General features: G+C 68.3%; 15 protein-coding genes and 2 tRNA genes. 12 read left to right on the top strand and 5 right to left on the bottom strand.

The window, feature by feature from the left end:
• Window positions 1-135 precede the first annotated feature (135 nt).
• On the top strand, window positions 136-1,818 hold the full coding sequence (locus tag KCH48_RS27600; RefSeq protein WP_246885971.1) for a protein kinase: 1,683 nt from the start codon (window positions 136-138) through the stop codon (window positions 1,816-1,818).
• On the opposite strand, the gene KCH48_RS27595 is transcribed toward KCH48_RS27600, so the two are convergent.
• A complete protein-coding gene (locus KCH48_RS27595; RefSeq protein WP_210577595.1) occupies window positions 1,805-3,247 on the bottom strand; it encodes an amino acid permease in 1,443 nt (480 codons plus the stop codon). The two genes, KCH48_RS27600 and KCH48_RS27595, sit on opposite strands and share 14 nt — an antisense overlap.
• A 216-nt stretch (window positions 3,248-3,463) precedes the next feature.
• On the opposite strand from KCH48_RS27595, the gene KCH48_RS27590 reads away from it, so the two are divergent.
• Window positions 3,464-3,949, top strand: a complete 486-nt coding sequence (locus tag KCH48_RS27590) for a ribose-5-phosphate isomerase (RefSeq protein WP_210577594.1) — start codon at window positions 3,464-3,466, stop codon at window positions 3,947-3,949.
• 67 nt (window positions 3,950-4,016) lie between these two features.
• Window positions 4,017-4,835 (top strand): Fpg/Nei family DNA glycosylase, encoded by an 819-nt coding sequence (locus KCH48_RS27585; RefSeq protein WP_210577593.1) that lies wholly within the window; start codon window positions 4,017-4,019, stop codon window positions 4,833-4,835.
• 7 nt (window positions 4,836-4,842) lie between these two features.
• Here KCH48_RS27585 and KCH48_RS27580 read toward each other — a convergent pair whose 3' ends face one another.
• On the bottom strand, window positions 4,843-6,096 hold the full coding sequence (locus tag KCH48_RS27580; RefSeq protein WP_210577592.1) for a GNAT family N-acetyltransferase: 1,254 nt from the start codon (window positions 6,094-6,096) through the stop codon (window positions 4,843-4,845).
• Window positions 6,097-6,258: 162 nt separating this feature from the next.
• Here KCH48_RS27580 and KCH48_RS27575 point away from each other — a divergent pair, with 162 nt between their 5' ends.
• Together KCH48_RS27575 and KCH48_RS27570 are read left to right on the top strand one after the other, a co-directional pair.
• Entirely contained in the window at window positions 6,259-7,440 is a 1,182-nt protein-coding gene (locus tag KCH48_RS27575; protein WP_210577591.1) for a PP2C family protein-serine/threonine phosphatase, read from the top strand.
• A gap of 21 nt (window positions 7,441-7,461) precedes the next feature.
• On the top strand, window positions 7,462-7,929 hold the full coding sequence (locus KCH48_RS27570; RefSeq protein WP_210577590.1) for an HD domain-containing protein: 468 nt from the start codon (window positions 7,462-7,464) through the stop codon (window positions 7,927-7,929).
• A gap of 13 nt (window positions 7,930-7,942) precedes the next feature.
• Here the strand turns inward: KCH48_RS27570 and KCH48_RS27565 are convergent, their stop codons facing one another.
• Window positions 7,943-9,109 (bottom strand): acyltransferase family protein, encoded by a 1,167-nt coding sequence (locus KCH48_RS27565; protein WP_210577589.1) that lies wholly within the window; start codon window positions 9,107-9,109, stop codon window positions 7,943-7,945.
• Between the two features lie 444 nt (window positions 9,110-9,553).
• Between KCH48_RS27565 and KCH48_RS27560 the strand changes: the two genes are divergently transcribed.
• Window positions 9,554-9,748: a hypothetical protein gene (locus KCH48_RS27560; protein WP_210577588.1), complete on the top strand. Its 195-nt coding sequence runs from the start codon at window positions 9,554-9,556 to the stop codon at window positions 9,746-9,748.
• 54 nt (window positions 9,749-9,802) lie between these two features.
• Here the strand turns inward: KCH48_RS27560 and KCH48_RS27555 are convergent.
• Window positions 9,803-9,876, bottom strand: a tRNA-Gly gene (locus KCH48_RS27555).
• Between the two features lie 131 nt (window positions 9,877-10,007).
• On the opposite strand from KCH48_RS27555, the gene KCH48_RS27550 reads away from it, so the two are divergent.
• The 5 genes from KCH48_RS27550 to clpX all read left to right on the top strand — a co-directional run bounded on the left by KCH48_RS27550 (window position 10,008) and on the right by clpX (window position 14,829).
• Window positions 10,008-10,084: transfer RNA gene (locus KCH48_RS27550), tRNA-Pro, on the top strand.
• Between the two features lie 178 nt (window positions 10,085-10,262).
• Window positions 10,263-11,660: a trigger factor gene (gene tig, locus KCH48_RS27545; protein ID WP_210577587.1), complete on the top strand. Its 1,398-nt coding sequence runs from the start codon at window positions 10,263-10,265 to the stop codon at window positions 11,658-11,660.
• A 351-nt stretch (window positions 11,661-12,011) separates the two neighbouring features.
• Window positions 12,012-12,626, top strand: coding sequence for an ATP-dependent Clp protease proteolytic subunit (locus KCH48_RS27540; protein WP_307840963.1), 615 nt, complete (start codon window positions 12,012-12,014; stop codon window positions 12,624-12,626).
• Window positions 12,627-12,677: 51 nt separating this feature from the next.
• On the top strand, window positions 12,678-13,358 hold the full coding sequence (locus tag KCH48_RS27535) for an ATP-dependent Clp protease proteolytic subunit (RefSeq protein WP_307840962.1): 681 nt from the start codon (window positions 12,678-12,680) through the stop codon (window positions 13,356-13,358).
• A gap of 184 nt (window positions 13,359-13,542) precedes the next feature.
• Window positions 13,543-14,829, top strand: coding sequence for an ATP-dependent Clp protease ATP-binding subunit ClpX (gene clpX, locus KCH48_RS27530; RefSeq protein WP_210577586.1), 1,287 nt, complete (start codon window positions 13,543-13,545; stop codon window positions 14,827-14,829).
• A gap of 68 nt (window positions 14,830-14,897) precedes the next feature.
• Here the strand turns inward: clpX and KCH48_RS27525 are convergent, their stop codons facing one another.
• Window positions 14,898-15,887 carry a hypothetical protein gene (locus tag KCH48_RS27525; RefSeq protein ID WP_210577585.1) on the bottom strand — a complete coding sequence of 330 codons (990 nt, stop codon included), beginning with the start codon at window positions 15,885-15,887 and terminating at the stop codon, window positions 14,898-14,900.
• Between the two features lie 136 nt (window positions 15,888-16,023).
• On the opposite strand from KCH48_RS27525, the gene KCH48_RS27520 reads away from it, so the two are divergent.
• On the top strand, window positions 16,024-18,648 hold the full coding sequence (locus KCH48_RS27520) for a valine--tRNA ligase (RefSeq protein ID WP_210577584.1): 2,625 nt from the start codon (window positions 16,024-16,026) through the stop codon (window positions 18,646-18,648).
• Window positions 18,649-18,766 lie beyond the last annotated feature (118 nt).

The raw sequence follows: 18,766 nt of genomic DNA, 5'->3' as shown, positions 1-18,766 counted from the left end.
TGTGTTTCAGACGACGAGTAGTTGAGGGGGTGCAGCGGATTGCCGGGGAATACGGAAAACACGAGGAGCGGCGGGGTTCCTGGGTTACTGGTGACGGGGCGCTACCGATTGGTCGAAAGTATTGGCCAGGGGGGTATGGGGCGGGTGTGGCGAGCCGCCGATGAAATACTCGATCGTCAGGTCGCCGTGAAGGAAATGCGCATCGACGGCCTCGACGCCGAGGACGCGCGCACCCGCCGGGAACGCACCCTGCGCGAGGCCAGGGCCACCGCCCGGATCGACCACCCCAACGTCGTGCGGGTGTACGACGTGGTCGACGAGGGCGAACGCCTGTGGATCGTCATGGAGTTGATCGCCGGCCGCTCCCTGGAACGGATCATGGCCGAGGACGGGCCGCTCGGACAGCGCGAGGCGGCACGGATCGGACTCGGCCTGGTCGAGGCGCTGCGCCAAGTGCACGCACGCGGCGTACTGCACCGCGACATCAAACCCGGGAACGTCCTGGTCGAGAGCGGCGGACAGCGCGTCGTCCTCACCGACTTCGGTATCGCCGCCATCCAGGACGCCAAGGCGCTCACCATGGTCGGCATGCTGGTCGGTTCCCCTGACTACATGGCCCCCGAGCGTGTCTCCAGCCGCCCCCAGGGCCCGCCCTCCGACATCTGGTCCCTCGGCGCGACACTCTGCGCAGCGATGGGCGGCCGCTCCCCCTTCTCCCGCGACACCACCCTGGCCACACTGCACGCGGTGTTGTACGAGGAGCCCGAAATCCCCTCCTCCGCAGGCACGTTGGCCACGATCCTGGCTTCCCTCCTGAACAAGGAGCCGTCGGTCCGGCCGGGCCTGGACGACCTGGAGTCCACGCTGCGTTCCGTCGCCGCGGAAGCCGTAGAAGTAGAAGGGGAAGAGCAGGAGGACGCGGCGCCCACGCGCGCGGAACCGGAGCCACAGGACGCCCCGCCGCCGGAGTCACCCACTCCGGCCCTCATCGAGCCCCACCGCATCCCCGCCCCTACTCCCGCATCCGCCTCCACCGAAGCCGCCTCCGAGTTGGTCTCGGAGACGCGCTCCGAGACGCCGTCCGCCAACTCGGCGGCACGTGGCAGCACCGGTGTCTCCTTCGTACGCACCGAGGCGGCGACGCAGGCGCACAGTCCGCCGTACGCCGCCCAGCCGGTCGCGATGCCGCCCGGCGAACTCCCGGGCCCCGCCGTGCCCGGACGCCGACACCGTCGTACGGGCCTGCTGGCGGCCGTGGCAGCGGTCACCGTCGGTGCCGTGATCGCGGTCGTCCTGATGCTGAACTCCGGGGCGCCGGACGACAAGAAGGCGGGAGGATTCACGCCCTCGAGCGATACCCCCTCGGCCACCGTAGAGGGAACCTCCAGGCCGCAGGCCCTGCCGCCGGGCGCCCGGAAAGAGGCGGGCGGATACGCCTGGGTGCCGCCCGAGGGCTGGCGGCGCGATGTGAAGACGGGCTCCGAGGTGCACTACACCTCCCCGGACGCCAAGCAGGAACTCGCCACGAAGTCCGCGGTGGCCCGCGGTGACCTGCTGGAGACCTGGCGGCGCTCCGAGCAGAACGCCCAAGAGGGGCAGTACGACACGATCCGCCTGGAGGAGACGACCTTCCGCGGCTACCCGGCGGTCGTCTGGGAGTACGCCTTCACCATCAAGGGCGTCGCCTGGCACGCCGAGCTCCTGGGTTTCACCGTGGAGGGAACGTCGTACCAGGTCAACACGTGGTATCAGCCGGACATCGAGGCGCAGGCGCTGGAGACGTACAAGAAGGTCAAGGACACCTTCACCGTGCTGTAGGCGCCTTCGTCCTGCGGGCCACCTTCTCCTTCGCGAAGGCGATGGCCAGGACGACCGCGGCGACCAGCAGCGACAGCAGCACCGTCTTGCGTCCGTCGTGCTCGGTGTCGGTGAGCATGTAGCCGAGGACGAACACGATCAGCGCGGCCGTGGCCCAGGTCAGATACGGGTACAGCCACATCCGGACGACCAGCTTCTCCGGCGCCTCGGCCTGGATGATCTTCCGCATGCGCAGCTGCGAGAAGCAGATGACGAGCCAGACGAACAGCGCCACGGCACCGGACGAGTTGACCAGGAAGAGGAAGACGGAGTCCGGGAACTTGTAGTTGAAGAAGACCGCGACGAAGCCGAAGACGACGGACGCGATGATCGCAACGAGCGGCACACCACGGCTGGTGGTCTTCGCGAAGGCCTTGGGCGCGTCACCGCGCTGACCGAGCGAGAAGGCCATGCGGGAGGCCGTGTAGAGGCCGGAGTTGAGGCAGGACAGCACCGAGGTCAGCACGATGAAGTTCATGATCTGACCGGCGTGCGCGATGCCGAGGGAGTCCAGGGCGGCGACGTAGGAGCCGTCGTCGGCGATCGACTTGCTGTCCCACGGGAGCAGGGAGACCACGACGAAGATCGAGCCGAGGTAGAAGACGGCGACCCGCCAGATGATGCTGTTGGTGGCCTTGGTGACGGCCTGCTGCGGGTTCTCGGACTCACCGGCGGCGAGCGTGGCGATCTCGCTTCCCATGAAGGAGAAGACGACGAGCAGCACACCGGTGAGGATCGCACCCGGCCCGTTCGGCAGGAATCCGCCGTGGTCGGTGAGGTTGCTCAGCCCGGCCTGCTCGCTGTCGACGCCCGGCAGCAGTCCGAAGACGGCCAGCCCGCCGATGACGATGAACGCGGCGATCGCCACGACCTTGATCCCGGCGAACCAGAACTCGAACTCGCCGTACGACCCGACGGAGACGAGGTTGGTGGCGGTCAGCACCACCATCACGATCAGGGCCCAGGCCCACTGCGGGACGGCGGGCATCCAGCCCTCCAGGATCACCGCACCGGCGGTCGCCTCGACGGCCAGCACGACGACCCAGAAGAACCAGTACAGCCAGCCGATGGAGAACCCGGCCCAGCGCCCGAGCGCCCGGTCGGCGTGCGCCGAGAACGAGCCGGACGTCGGGTTGGCGGCGGACATCTCACCGAGCATCCGCATCACCAGCACCACGAGCGTGCCGACGAGGGCGTACGACAGGAGGATGCCGGGGCCGGCGGTGGCGATACCGGAGCTGGAGCCGACGAAGAGTCCGGCTCCGATGACACCGCCGATGGCGATCATCGAGAGGTGACGGTTCTTGAGACCTGCCTGGAGGCCGTTACCGGGATCGCCGGTGGCCCCAGGTTCCGTGCTGGCCTTGGAAAGGGTCGGCTGCGAGGTCATGGAGGGGATTTCCTTTGCGCCGGACGAGCAGATTCCCGTGCGAGCGGTGCACGGGGGCGTACGAATCGGTCCAGTGAATCGGAGGTGAATGGATTAATGAACCTTTGATTCCGGATCGTTACTTGAGGTTTTCCTGAGGTTCTGTAGTGTTGCTCACACTTTTCCTGGGCGGGCCCCGAGGCTGCCGCCCGGAAACAGCCGTGTCACACTCTCCCCATGCGCGTGTATCTCGGCTCCGACCATGCGGGCTTCGAACTCAAGAACCACCTCGTCGACTGGCTCAAGGCGGCCGGCCACGACCCCGTGGACTGCGGCCCCCACATCTACGACGCCCAGGACGACTACCCGCCCTTCTGCCTCCGCGCCGCCGAGCGCACCGCGGCCGACCCCGACGCCCTCGGCATCGTGATCGGCGGCTCCGGCAACGGCGAGCAGATCGCCGCGAACAAGGTCAAGGGCGTCCGTGCGGCCCTCGCCTGGAGCGAGGAGACGGCGTCGCTCGGCCGGCAGCACAACAACGCCAACGTCGTCGCGGTGGGCGCGCGCATGCACACGCAGGACGAGGCGACGAAGTTCGTCGAGACCTTCCTGGGCACACCGTTCTCGGGCGACGAGCGCCATGCGCGGCGCATCGAGATGCTGGCGGGGTACGAGACGACGGGCGACCTGCCGCCGATCCCGGCGCACCACCCGCAGCAGTAGAGGTTTTTTCGAGGCCCGCCTGTCAGGAGACCGAGACAGGCGGGTGGGTGGGAAAGGATCGCGGGACTTGCCCGAGGGTCACACAATTCACCGGCTGGCGTTGGACTACGCGGACCGCTTCTCCGGCCGACCGGCAAACGTCACCAGCCCTCAGGGCAAGTTCTCAGACGCCGCCGCCCTCCTCACCGGCGGAGCCCTCCGCCGTGCCGACGCTCACGGCAAGCACCTCTTCCTCGGCTTCCGGGACGCCGACTGGATCCACATCCACCTCGGCCTCTTCGGCAAGGTGAACTTCGGAGGCGCCCCCGCACCCCCGCCGACGGACACGGTCCGCCTGCGCCTCGCGAACAGCACGTCGTACGTCGATCTCCGCGGCCCCACGACCTGCGCCCTGATCACGGACGCCGAGAAGGACGCGATACACGCCCGCCTCGGCCCGGACCCCCTGCGCACGGACGCCGACCGGGGCGCGGCCTACCTGCGCATCTCCCGCAGCCGCACCACCATCGCCGCGCTCCTCATGGACCAGAAGGTCATAGCCGGCGTCGGCAACGTCTACCGCGCCGAGGTCCTCTTCCGGCAGGGCATCGACCCGTACCGCGAAGGCAGGGACATCACCCCGGCCGAGTGGGACGCGATCTGGACCGACCTCGTCGAGCTGATGCGTGAGGGCGTCCGCAACAACCGCATCGACACCGTCCGCCCGGAGCACACCCCGGAGGCGATGGGCCGCCCGCCCCGCGTCGACGACCACGGCGGCGAGGTCTACGTGTACCGCAGGGCCACCCTGCCCTGCCACATCTGTGGCGGCGAGATCCGCACCGCCGATCTCGCCGCCCGCAACCTCTTCTGGTGCCCCGACTGCCAGAAATGTCAGGGGAGCTGATCAGGCGTCAGAAGCCGTGCGGCAGCCAGGGCGCCACGGTCGACGCGAACGCCACCGACGCCTCCGTCAGCGCCCCGTCCCGCAGCTCCCGCACCCGCCCGGCCGCCCCCAGCGCGCCCAGGGTCACGCCGCCGAGATACGCCGCCCCCAACTCCCGTACGGACAGGGCGAGATCGGCCGCGTCCTCCGTACGCGCGCAGGACGCCCCCTTCGCGTCTCCGGTGAGCCGCCAACGCCCCGCGTTCCAGGGGCAGAACGCGTCCTCGACCTCGAACACCACGTCCACCGGGGCCTGATAGGTCCGCGCCTCGAGCGCCGCCCCCACATCCACCAGCCGCACATGCAGCGAGTCCCGCACCTGCAGCGAACACCGCCGGATGTCGGACACCATGTACTGCCACGCCTCGTCCAGCGGCCGCCCGCGCGCACTCAGCGTCGAGGTGAGGTCGATGTCGCACAGGAAACGCCACAGCGCCGCGTGCGCCGCCGGGTCCACCCCGAAGGCGTCCTGCAGCTGCACCGTGCCCTTGGGTCCGGTGATGTGCCACCCGGGCTTCACATGGAAGCGCGCATACCCGACGACCTCGCCGTCCCGCTCCGCCACCACGCACTGCAGCGGTGACGCACCCTCCCGCTCGCTCTCCGGGTCGAGCAGCCCGAGCCGCTCCCAGCCCGGCCGCCTGGCCAGTATGCCCGGCCGCAGCGACACCTCCCGCGCGTACACCGCCTCGCACACGTCGAGCACGTCGGCCGGCGCCGCGTACCGCAGCCGTACGTCATCGGTGCCGGGTGGCACGGACAGCCGTACACGATCCGTGTCGATCTCGACATTGGCGTGAAAAGTCGCGACGCCGTACCCGAACCGCCCGTAGATCTCCGGCTCGGAGGCGGTCAGCACGGCGAGCGGCTCGCCCCAGGAGCGGACGTCGTCCAGCTGCCGCCGCATCATCGACGTCAGCAGCCCGCGCCGCCGGTGGGTGGCGGCCACGCTGACCATGGTGACGCCCGCCGCGGGCACCGAGGCGCCGCCGGGCACGGTCAGCCGGAAGGTGAAGGCTCCGGCCGTGCCGACGCACTGGTCACCGTCCCAGGCGGCGATCGAACGTTCCAGTTCCGTGAGCGAGTTCCACAGCTCCCGCTCCTCGGCCGACTCCGGGACCCCGCCGAAGGCGCGGATCAGGGAGTCGTAGAAGGTGTTCCACTCGTCCTGCCGCAGCACCCGCAGGTCGGTCATGGCGCCCGTCGCGCTGTCTGTGCCCATGGCCCATGCCTATCAGGGTGTTGCGGGACGGGCGAGGGAATTTTGCCGGGGCGGGGGCGCGACGGGTTTCTGTGAAGTTCACTGTGAAGTCCAGCCTCGGACGGGGGACAAGTGGGACCTCCCGTGCCAAGCGGCTGGTCGGATGGATAGGGTCCCGAACTAATGGCAGCAGGACGAGAGCGGCGCACGGCCGCCGAGACGTTCACGGCCCGGTGGAAGATGCACGTGCACCGGGTCCGCACAGGCCTGCGCAGAAGTGCCGTCGACTACTTCCGCGGCGACGGCTCGGACTGGATCGCGCTGGTCGGACTGCTGCTCACCATCCCGTTGATCGCGATCACCACGCTCGCCAACTCGGTGTGGTGCTCACCGGCCGCGCTGGTCCTGCCCATCGTCGCGGGCGGGCTGCTGCTGCGCCCCGCCAGCCTGCTCGGCCTCTACGCGGCGGCGGCGACCGCGCTGATCGTGGAGTCGGTGCAGCTCGGGCCGTACACGGAAGGGCCGTCCCGGGTCACGCCGGGTGTGGTGCTGGTGGTCGCCGCCTGCGGGTTCTTCGGGCTGCTGATCGCACAGTTCCGCAGCCGGGTCGGCGTGCCCTGGCGGCGCGGCGGCACGATGCTGTTCGACCTGCGGGAACGTATCCGGGTGCAGAGCAAGTTGCCGAAGCTGCCGGTGACGTGGCACCGCGAGATGGCGCTGCGGCCGGCCGGCGGGCAGTCCTTCTCGGGCGACTTCGTGGTGGCCGCCCGCACGAACGGCGGGCGCACGCTCGAAGTCGTCCTCACCGACGTCTCCGGCAAGGGCATGGACGCGGCATCACGGGCGCTGCTGCTGTCGGGCGCGTTCGGCGGCCTGCTCGGCAGCCTGCCGCCGCACGCCTTCCTCCCCGCCGCCAACGGCTATCTCCTGCGCCAGGACTGGGACGAGGGCTTCGCCACCTCCATCCACCTCGTCCTCGACCTCGACTCCGGCGACTACGAGCTGTACTCCGCCGGGCATCCACCGGGGCTCCAGCTCAGCGCGGGCAGCGGACGCTGGGAGGAGAAGGCGGCCGAGGGGCCGTTGCTGGGCGTGTACGACGGTGCTCAGTTCGACCCGGTCAAGGGGTCTTTGCGCCCCGGTGACGTGTTGATGCTGTTCACCGACGGTCTGGTGGAAACGTCCGACCGTGACATCGTCGAGGGCATCGACCGCCTCACCGGCGAGGCCGACCGCTATGTCGCCGGCGGATTCCACGGCGCGGCCTGGCATCTCATCGAGGCGGTGGCGAAGGACGTCAACGACGACCGGGCGCTGCTGCTGATCTGCCGCGAGGGTCCGACGGCACAGGCCGCGGCCCGCTGAGCGGTGACTCACACTGGAGGGGTGACTCCAACGCCCCTGACCCTCCCCGAAGTAGAAGCCCTCGCCCGCGCCGCCCATGAGGGGCAGACCGACAAGGCCGGGCAGCCCTACGCCGAACACCTGAGGGCCGTCGCCGAGGGCGTACGCGCACGCGGCGGGGACGACGAGCAGATCGCGGCGGCCTGGCTGCACGACGCCGTCGAGGACGACAAGCTCTCCGAGCAGTGGCTGGACGAGGCCGCGCTGAGCCCTCGTACGAAGGACGTCGTGCGCGCGGTCACCAAGCGGGCCGGGGAATCCCCCGAGGCGTACGCCGCGCGCATCCTCGCCACACCGGGCGCCCTGCTGGTCAAGGAGGCCGACCTGGCCCACAACGCGGACCCGGCACGGCTCGCCGTACTCGACGCGCCCACCCGCACACGACTGACCGAGAAGTACGCACGCATGCGCGCACTTCTCGGTCTGAAGGGTGAATCGAGCGGTGAATAGCGCCTAGGCCCAGCTAGGCGCGTGCCTTCTCGGGTTCCCTGGCCTTCTCACGCTCCCGGGCCAGCTCGGCCGCGTCCCGTTTGAACGCCCACTCCATCTTCGGCTCCATCGCGAACCGGAACACCCGCCGCACCGGCGCCGTGCAGAGCAGGGTCACGACGGCCGCCGCGAGGACGGTCACGATGATCTCGCCGAGCGGCCGGTGCAGCCAGGTGTGGTCGAACCAGCCCTGGTAGTCACCGGCCTTGACCAGGAATCCGTGCAGCAGATAGCCGTACAGCGTGCCCGCGCCGAGCGCCGTGAACCACATGTGGCGGCGCGGCACCCAGGCGAAGAAGCAGGCGGTCAGCAGTGTCGAGCAGCCGAACGTCGCGAGCACCATCACCGGCCCGGCCCACCAGGGCGCGCCCAGGTTCTGCGCGGCGTCACGGTGGTAGAACCACGCGGTGTTCATCCGCGGCACGGCCCACCAGCCGACCGCCAGCGCCGCCGCGAACACCGGCACGGACGCGATCCGCACCGAACGCCGGCGCACCAGCTGGAAGTGCTCGGGCTTCATGCACAGCCCCAGCACGAAGTACGGCAGGAACTGCAACACCCGCTGCAGATCGAGGTCGTTGCCGATCTCCGGGGTCACCGACGCCAGCATGGCGATACCGAGCGCGAGCGGCAGCGGCCACCGCACAAGCTTCCAGATCGGCGTCGTCATCCGCCAGATGAACAGCGCGCACAGGAACCAGGTGAGGTACCAGGGGTCGAGAAGACTGACCTCCTGACCGGGATCGTCGGCGACGACACGCTTGAAGAGCGGGTAGGCCGTCTCGAAGAGGATGTACGGCACCGCCACACCGGTGATCAATCGCTTCAGCCGGTCCGGGCGCATGTCGAAACTGCGCGAGAAAAAGCCGGAGATGACGATGAAGGCCGGCATGTGGAACGAGTACACGACCGAGTACACGGCCTCCAAGATCCGGCTGTCGGCCTTGAGCGGTTCCCAGGAGTGGCCGATCGCCACCAGCACGATCGCCAGATACTTGGCGTTGTCGAAGAAAGCGTCGCGCTGCTGTTTCTGCTGGCTCTGCGGTGCTCCCGTACTCGGCGCTCCCGCTGTCGGCGACTGAGCCGGGGGGAGCGGCGTTCGGGTGTGACCGCTGGTGGAGGGCGTGGCGGCGTGGAACATCTGAGGCACCCTAGCGTTGCCTGTGGGCTCTCGTAAAACCCCGACGTCATTCCTGCTTTTCCGGTCCGACCACCTGTGTTTGCCGGAAGTTGGCATCGCGGATGACGTGACGGTGAACACAGTGGGTCACTCGCGCAGAGCGACGGAATGTCCGCTTCCGTTGTCTTTGTGCGCAACAAATCGAATTACCTGCGAACGCGTTGTGTGGACACCGAAACGAACCGGCCGAATTCCTTGCGGAGTTGACCGGCGAATTGTGTCGCAAGCTGTGACAGAGATATGAGTTCGTACGGACAGATCCTGATTTGTCGGATGCAGGCGTGGCAGACGATACGTCACGGGCCGCATACCGAGGCCCCGTTGGTGGCACGATGGTTCTGGCGGGGGTGCGCGGGGCGGCATCCCGGGCCGGGAGAGCGGATCCGACCGAGGGTGTGATCAGTTGTGGCCATTTCACTGTCAGTGGTGCTGCTATTGGCGATCATCCTGGTGGTGATGATCCGGGCAGGGAACATCAAGGCCGGCCCCGCGGTCGTCGCGGTCCTCTTCGGCTTCTTCCTCGCCTCGACGGGTATGGCCGACGACATCCAGCGCTTCCTCGACTCGATAGCCCAGACGATCAACGAGATCCAGTTCTGACCGGCCGGCCTCGTGACATGCAGAAGGGCCCGGTTCCGAAGAACCGGGCCCTCATGGAGCGGGCGACGGGAATCGAACCCGCGTAGCTAGTTTGGAAGACTAGGGCTCTACCATTGAGCTACGCCCGCACAGCACGCGCCGCAGGTCAGCCGACCGCGGCACTGCAGGCATCGTAGCGGGTCGTGCCCCCTCATCGCACACCCCATAATTGCGGCAGCCGCACAGCCTGCGGGCATGTACCCTACGTGTCGCACCAGCACGGGGTGTGGCGCAGCTTGGTAGCGCGTCCGCTTTGGGAGCGGAAGGCCGTGGGTTCAAATCCCGCCACCCCGACCACGTACGGATCACCTCGCATGATCGCCTTTGGGGGCGTCCGGCGGCTACGGCTACTATGCAAGCTGCGCGTCCGTGTGTCTCGGCAGTGAAGATCACTGAAGTCCTCCGGGCGGCGAAATCCGCCGGGCCAGTCTGGCTCCGGCAGAAACCAAGAAGTCAGCCACAAGGAGACCGAACCGTGAAGAGCGCCGTGGAGACCCTGAACCCGACCCGGGTTCGGCTCACTGTCGAGGTGCCCTTCGAGGAGCTCAAGGACAGCCTCGACGCGGCGTACAAGAAGATCAACCAGCAGGTCACGGTGAAGGGCTTCCGCAAGGGCAAGATCCCCGCCCGCATCATCGACCAGCGGTTCGGCCGCGGTGCGGTTCTGGAGGAGGCCGTCAACGACGCGCTGCCCAAGTTCTACACCGAGGCGGTCAACGAGGCCGAGATCGACGTCCTGGGCCAGCCCGAGGTCGACATCACCGAGCTGAAGGACGGCGAGACGCTGAACTTCACCGCCGAGGTCGACATCCGCCCGACCCTGGAGATCCCGGACTTCTCCGGCATCGAGGTCGAGGTCGACGCCGTCGAGGTGACGGAGGACGACATCGCGGAGTCCGTCGAGCAGCTCCGCGAGCGCTTCGCCTCCACCTCCCCGGTCGAGCGTGCCGCCGAGGACGGCGACGTCGTCACCCTCGACCTGGAGGCCAAGGTCGAGGGCGAGATCCTCGAGGACGGCGTGGCGAGCGGTGTCTCCTACACCATCGGCTCCGGCGAGCTCCTCGACGGCATCGACGACGCCGTGAAGGGCCTGGAGGCCGGTGGCGAGGCCACCTTCACCTCCGAGCTCAAGGGCGGCTCCGCGGCCGGCAAGGAGGCCGAGGTCACCGTCAAGGTCTCCCAGGTCGCCGCGCGCGAGCTCCCCGAGCTGGACGACGACTTCGCGCAGCTCGCCTCCGAGTTCGACACCCTCGACGAGCTCAAGGCCGACAGCCGCAAGCGCCTCGAGAACATGAAGCAGTACGACCAGGCCACGCAGGCCCAGGAGCGCGTCCTGGAGAAGCTGCTCGAGCTGGTCGAGGTGCCCGTCCCCGAGAAGCTGCTCGAGGACGAGATCAACACCCGTAAGCACAACCTCGAGCACCACCAGCTCGGTCAGATGGGCCTCGACCTCGAGAAGTACCTGGAGATCCAGGGCAAGACGGTCGAGGAGTTCGAGACCGAGACCCGCGAGGCCGCGGTCAAGGGCATCAAGACCCAGTTCGTGCTCGACGAGCTCGTCAAGCAGGAGAAGCTCAACGTCAACCAGGAGGAGCTCACCGAGCACCTCATGCGCCGCGCCGCTTCCTCCGGCATGTCCCCCGACCAGTTCGCCCAGGCCGTCGTCGAGGGCGGCCAGGTCCCCCTCCTGGTCGGCGAGGTCGCCCGCGGCAAGGCCCTGGCCGTCGTCGTCGAGAAGGCCACGGTCAAGGACACCAACGGCGAGATCATCGACCTCGACGACGAGGACGAGGTCGAGCAGGCCACGGAGACGGTCGAACTCGCGGAGGCCGGCGACGCCGAAACCCCCGCCGAGGAGAAGACCGAGGGCTGAGCCCACGGCGCCAGATAGGTCGTACGGGAGGGCTCTTGGGTGGTGCGAAACCCAGGGGCCCTTCTGTCATGCGGCGAGCAAGCCCACCCAGGGGCGCGGGGAACTGCGCGACCAGCCACACCCCACCCGCACCCGCCCCCGTACCCGCACAATCACGGCGAGTAGCAACCGCCCCGCCAGCCGCAGGCTCTACGCCCCCGGCGAACACTCACCTCTCCGGGATTCCCCGAAGGGACCAGCGCGTTAGGGTCCATGAATAGGGGGCCAGAACCTCGGCCGAACCGCCGGAGGCCCCCGCAGGGATACGTGAAGACGGCCCGGCGCCGTCGTTTTAGACGAGCAGGTGGATACGTGACGAATCTGATGCCTACAGCCGCCGGCGAGCCTTCCTTCGGTGGCCTCGGCGACCAGGTCTACAACCGGCTGCTCAACGAGCGGATCATCTTCCTCGGCCAGCCGGTCGACGACGACATCGCGAACAAGATCACCGCGCAGCTGCTGCTCCTTGCCGCTGACCCGGACAAGGACATCAACCTCTACATCAACAGCCCCGGCGGCTCGATCACGGCCGGTATGGCGATCTACGACACCATGCAGTTCATCAAGAACGACGTGGTGACGATCGCGATGGGCCTCGCCGCCTCGATGGGCCAGTTCCTCCTCAGCGCGGGTACCCCGGGCAAGCGCTTCGCGCTCCCGAACGCCGAGATCCTGATCCACCAGCCCTCCGCAGGCCTCGCCGGTTCGGCCTCGGACATCAAGATCCACGCCGAGCGGCTGCTGCACACCAAGAAGAAGATGGCGGAGCTGACGTCCTTCCACACCGGCCAGAGCATCGAGCAGATCACCCGTGACTCCGACCGCGACCGGTGGTTCGACGCCGACGAGGCCAAGGAGTACGGCCTGATCGACGATGTCATCACGCACGCCGCGAGCTTGCCGGGCGGCGGCGGCACCGGGGCCTGAGGTCCCCGTGCAGCCCCCAGCCGACCGCCTCAGCCTTCTAGGAGACAGACAGTGAACGACTTCCCCGGCCGCGGCATGTACGACCGCGCACGCGCCGAGAGCACGGTGCCCGTCGCCGAGTCCCGGTACGTCATCCCCCGCTTCGTCGAGCGCACCTCGCAGGGCGTCCGCGAGTACGACCCGTACGCGAAGCTCTTCGAGGAGCGGGTGATCTTCCTCGGCGTGCAGATCGACGACGCCTCCGCCAACGACGTCATGGCGCAGCTGCTGTGCCTGGAGTCGATGGACCCCGACCGGGACATCTCGGTCTACATCAACAGCCCCGGTGGTTCCTTCACGGCGCTGACTGCGATCTACGACACGATGCAGTTCGTGAAGCCGGACATCCAGACGGTCTGCATGGGCCAGGCGGCCTCCGCCGCGGCCGTCCTGCTCGCGGCCGGCTCGCCCGGCAAGCGCATGGCGCTGCCGAACGCCCGCATCCTGATCCACCAGCCGTACAGCGAGACGGGCCGCGGTCAGGTCTCCGACCTGGAGATCGCCGCCAACGAGATCCTCCGGATGCGTGCACAGCTGGAGGAGATGCTGGCCAAGCACTCCACCACGCCGATCGAGAAGATCCGCGAGGACATCGAGCGCGACAAGATCCTCACGGCCGAGGACGCGCTGTCGTACGGCCTGATCGATCAGATCATCTCGACCCGGAAGATTAACAACGAATCGGTCCGCTGACGCGGAAGGCTGTATCGTCTGCCGCTCCTTGGCACGGTTCGGGACTGTGCACGACAAAGCGCGCGTGGAAGTGAACCGTGCCAAGGGGGGCCCGAACGAGGGCCCCGGCAAGGTACCGTCGGACATAAGGCAGCACCAGGAGCCGCTGGACCTAGGCGTCTCCCAGGCGAAGGGGAAGCACACCGTGGCACGCATCGGTGACGGCGGCGATCTGCTCAAGTGCTCGTTCTGCGGCAAGAGCCAGAAGCAGGTCAAGAAGCTCATCGCAGGCCCCGGTGTGTACATCTGCGACGAGTGCATCGATCTCTGCAACGAGATCATCGAGGAAGAACTCGCGGAGACCAGCGAGGTGCGCTGGGAGGAACTCCCCAAACCGCGCGAGATCTACGAGTTCCTCGAGGGCTATGTGGTCGGCCAGGAGGCCGCCAAGAAGGCGCTCTCCGTCGCGGTGTACAACCACTACAAGCGGGTCCAGGCCGGTGAGAACGGCGGCGCCCAAAGCCGCGAGGACGCCATCGAGTTGGCGAAGTCCAACATCCTGCTGCTCGGCCCCACGGGCTCCGGCAAGACCCTGCTGGCCCAGACCCTCGCGCGCATGCTCAACGTCCCGTTCGCCATCGCCGACGCGACGGCGCTGACGGAGGCCGGGTACGTCGGCGAGGACGTCGAGAACATCCTGCTGAAGCTCATCCAGGCGGCCGACTACGACGTCAAGAAGGCCGAGACCGGGATCATCTACATCGACGAGATCGACAAGGTGGCCCGCAAGAGCGAGAACCCGTCGATCACCAGGGATGTGAGCGGCGAGGGCGTCCAGCAGGCGCTGCTGAAGATCCTCGAAGGCACGACGGCCTCCGTACCGCCGCAGGGCGGGCGCAAGCACCCCCACCAGGAGTTCATCCAGATCGACACGACGAACGTCCTGTTCATCGTGGGCGGCGCCTTCGCCGGACTGGAGAAGATCATCGAGTCCCGGGCCGGCGCGAAGGGCATCGGCTTCGGCGCGACGATCCGCTCGAAGCGGGAGCTGCAGTCCAAGGACCAGTTCGAGGACGTCATGCCGGAGGACTTGGTCAAGTTCGGCATGATCCCCGAGTTCATCGGCCGCCTCCCCGTCATCACGAGCGTCCACAACCTGGACCGCGAGGCCCTGCTCCAGATCCTGATCGAGCCGCGCAACGCGCTCGTGAAGCAGTACGAGCGCCTCTTCGAACTCGACGGCGTGGAACTCGACTTCGAACGCGAGGCCCTCGAAGCCATCGCCGACCAGGCCATCCTCCGCCAGACCGGCGCCCGTGGCCTGCGCGCCATCATGGAGGAAGTCCTCCAGGGCGTGATGTACGAGATCCCGTCCCGCAAGGACGTCGCCCGCGTCGTCATCACCGCCGAGGTCGTCCACTCGAACGTCAACCCGACCCTGATCCCGCGCGACGCACGCGGGCGGGGCTCGGGCGAGCAGAAGTCGGCGTAGCCGCCGTACGCACACGGCAAGGGGCCCCGGTCAGCCGACCGGGGCCCCTTCGCTGTTGACGGAGACCGTCAGGCCTTGACGCGGATCTCGTCGCGGAGCTTCCTGGTGAGGTCGGCGGCGACGTCCTTCGTCATGCCCTTGCTGGCGTCACCGGGGGAGACCATGGTCATCGTGCTGTAGTCGGCCCAGGCACAGAACCAGTCGGTCTTCGCCTTCTGCGTCGCCAGGTCGGTGCCCTTGGCCGCCTGGCACTTCATCACCGCACCGTCGATCTCGACCGCTTCGGGCTCGCCGACCATCTCGGTCTTCGGGGCGGCCGTGCTGCTGCCCGAGGCCGAGGAGTTGTCCTGGGACTCCTTCTTGATCAGCGCGAAGAACTCGTCCAGGGACTTCTCGGGATCGGCGATCTCACCGTAGGCGCCGATGTAGGTGATGCCCTTGGCCGTCGCGATCTCGCTGGGGTCGGGCGCGGTGGAGGGGTCCTTGGGGTCGAAGTCGCTCAGGTCGGCCGTCGAGTAGATGCCGGAGACCGCGGTGCCGTTCTTGACGCCGCTCTTCGCCAGGTCCTCGGCCGTGTCCGTGCCGGAGCCCTCGGAGTCCTTGGTGAACAGCTTGTACTCGCTGAGCACCGTCTCCGGCGTCGTCAGCTTGTGCGCGCCGTCGTCCTCGATGCCGCCCCCGCCGCCGCCCCTGCCCCCGCCGACGGCGAAGAACGCGCCCACGCCGATCGCCGCCACGACGGCCACCGCGCCGATGATGAGGCCCGCCTTCTTCTTGCCGCCACCCGGAGCCGGCGGCTGCGGGGCGCCGTACGGGGCCTGTCCGTACGGCTGCTGCTGGCCGTAGGGCTGCTGCTGACCGTAGGGAGGGGTCTGGGGCGGGACGCCCTGCGGGGGCTGCTGGGGGTAGCCGTAACCGGGCTGGGCGGGCGGAGCCTGCTGGGGGTAGCCATAGCCGGGCTGGGGGGCCTGCGGCTGCTGGCCGTACGGACCCGGCTGGCCGTACGGTCCGGGCTGCTGGGGCTGCCCGCCGTACGGGCCCGGCTGGTTGTAGCTCATTTCTGGGTTCCCCTCCAGATGCTTATGTGTTCCCGACATCCTGGCGCAGGCACAGGGGCCGCACGGCATCGGGGGGCGCAGTGTTACAGAACAAACGCGTTTCGGGACACGCCCGCGACACCTCTAAACTGAGCGGGTGACCGAGAACGCTCAGCAGCAGCCACCAGCGCCCGACACCGAACTGCCGACCCAGTACGCGCCGGCCGATGTGGAGGGGCCGCTGTACGAGCGCTGGGTAGAACGGGGTTACTTCGAGGCGGACGAGAAGAGCGACAAGCCTCCGTACACCATCGTCATCCCGCCGCCCAACGTCACCGGCTCGCTCCACCTCGGGCACGCCTTCGAGCACACCCTCATCGACGCGCTGACCCGTCGTAAGCGCATGCAGGGGTACGAGACCCTGTGGCAGCCCGGCATGGACCACGCGGGCATCGCGACGCAGAACGTCGTCGAGCGCGAGCTGGGCAAGGAGGGCAAGTCCCGGCACGACCTGGGCCGTGAGGCCTTCGTCGAGCGGGTCTGGCAGTGGAAGGGCGAGTCCGGCGGGCAGATCTCCGGACAGATGCGGCGGCTCGGTGACGGTGTCGCCTGGTCGCGTGAGCGCTTCACGATGGACGAGGGCCTGTCCCAGGCCGTTCAGACCATCTTCAAGCGGCTCTACGACGACGAGCTGATCTACCGCGCCGAGCGCATCATCAACTGGTGCCCCCGGTGTCTGACCGCCATCTCCGACATCGAGGTCGAATACCAGGACGACGACGGTGAGTTGGTCTCCATGAAGTACGGGGACGGGGACGACACGATCGTCGTCGCCACCACCCGTGCCGAGACCATGCTCGGTGACACGGCCGTCGCCGTTCACCCCGAGGACGAGCGGTACAGGCACCTGGTCGGCAAGCTCATCAAGCTGCCGCTGACCGACCGTTCCATCCCGGTCGTCGCCGACGAGCACGTCGACCCCGAGTTCGGCACGGGCGCCGTCAAGGTCACCCCGGCCCACGACCCGAACGACTTCGAGATCGGCCAGCGGCACGACCTGCCCGCCATCACGATCATGGACGAGCGCGCGGTCATCACCGCTCACGGCCCTTTCCAGGGGCAAGACCGCCTGGAGGCCCGCTCCGCGATCGTCGCCGCGCTGCGCGCCGAGGGCCGCATCGTCGCCGAGAAGCGGCCGTACGTCCACTCCGTCGGCCACTGCTCGCGCTGCAAGACCACCATCGAGCCGCGCCTGTCCATGCAGTGGTGGGTCAAGGTCGGCCCGCTCGCCAAGGCCGCCGGCGACGCGGTCCGCGACGGCCGCGTCAAGATCCATCCGCAGGAGATGGAGAAGCGGTACTTCGACTGGGTCGACAACCTCCACGACTGGTGTATCTCGCGGCAGTTGTGGTGGGGTCACCGGATTCCCGTCTGGTACGGGCCCGATGGTGAAGTCGTCTGCGTCGGGCCGGACGACGAGACGCCCACCGGCGAGGGCTGGCACCAGGACACCGACGTCCTCGACACCTGGTTCTCCTCCGGCCTGTGGCCCTTCTCGACCCTCGGCTGGCCCGAACAGACCGAGTCGCTCGCGAAGTTCTACCCGAACTCCGTCCTGGTCACCGGCTACGACATCCTCTTCTTCTGGGTCGCCCGGATGATGATGTTCGGCCTGTACGCGATGGACGGCACCCCGCCGTTCCACACCATCGCCCTGCACGGCATGGTCCGCGACCAGTTCGGCAAGAAGATGTCGAAGTCCTTCGGCAACGCGGTCAACCCGCTGGACTGGATGGACAAGTACGGCTCCGACGCGCTCCGGTTCACGCTCGCGCGCGGCGCCAACCCCGGGACCGACGTCCCGATCGGCGAGGACTGGGTCCAGGGCTCCCGCAACTTCGCCAACAAGATCTGGAACGCGACGCGCTTCGCGCTGATGAACGGCGCGACGGTGGAAGGCCCGCTGCCTTCGCCGGAGCGGATGTCGGCGTCGGACCGCTGGATTCTGTCCCGCCTCAACTCCGTCGTCGCCGAAGTCGACGCGCTGTACGAGGACTTCCAGTTCGCGAAGCTCTCCGACGCGCTGTTCCACTTCGCGTGGGACGAGGTCTTCGACTGGTACGTCGAGCTGTCCAAGACCACGTTCAACACGGGCGGCGAGCCGGCGGAGGTCAGCAAGCGCGTCCTGGGCGAAGTCCTGGACGTCACCTTGAAGTTGCTGCACCCGGTCGTTCCCTTCGTCACGGAGACGCTGTGGACGACGCTGACGGGCGGCGAGTCCCTCGTGATCGCCGACTGGCCGAAGGACAGCGGCTTCCGTGACGCGGCCGCGGAGCGGGAGATCGGGGCGCTGCAGCAGCTCGTCACGGAGGTCCGCCGCTTCCGCAACGACCAGGGCCTCCAGCCGGGCCAGCGCGTCCCGGCCCGCCTGACCCTGGACGGCACGGGGCTCGCCCCGCACGAGCCGGCCATCCGCCAGCTGGGGCGCCTGCAGCCGGAGGGCGAGGGCTTCTCGGCGACGGCGACGCTGCCGGTCGCCGGGGCGACGGTCGCACTGGACCTCTCGGGCGCGATCGACGTGGCCGCGGAGCGCAAGCGTCTTGCCAAGGACCTGGCCGCCGCGGAGAAGGACAAGGCCCAGTCCAGCGCCAAGCTCGGCAACGAGGGGTTCCTCGCGAAGGCGCCGGATCATGTCGTCGAGAAGATCCGGGCGCGGCTCGTCAAGGCGGACGAGGACATCGCGCGGATCAAGGCGCAGCTGGATCGTCTGCCGGCCGCGTAAGGGTTTGTACGTTGCTGAAGGCCCCCGGAGCTGTTGAGCACCGGGGGCTTTTGGTTGCCGTAGGGGCGAGTCGCTCCCCAGCGCTGCAGGGTGCCTCCCCCACTCTCGGCTTCGCTCG

The organism is Streptomyces sp. GESEQ-4 (genome assembly GCF_017948455.1).
GTDB lineage: Bacteria > Actinomycetota > Actinomycetes > Streptomycetales > Streptomycetaceae > Streptomyces.
Note: the sequence above shows the minus strand (reverse complement) of the source record. Positions and strands in the feature narration are given on the sequence as shown.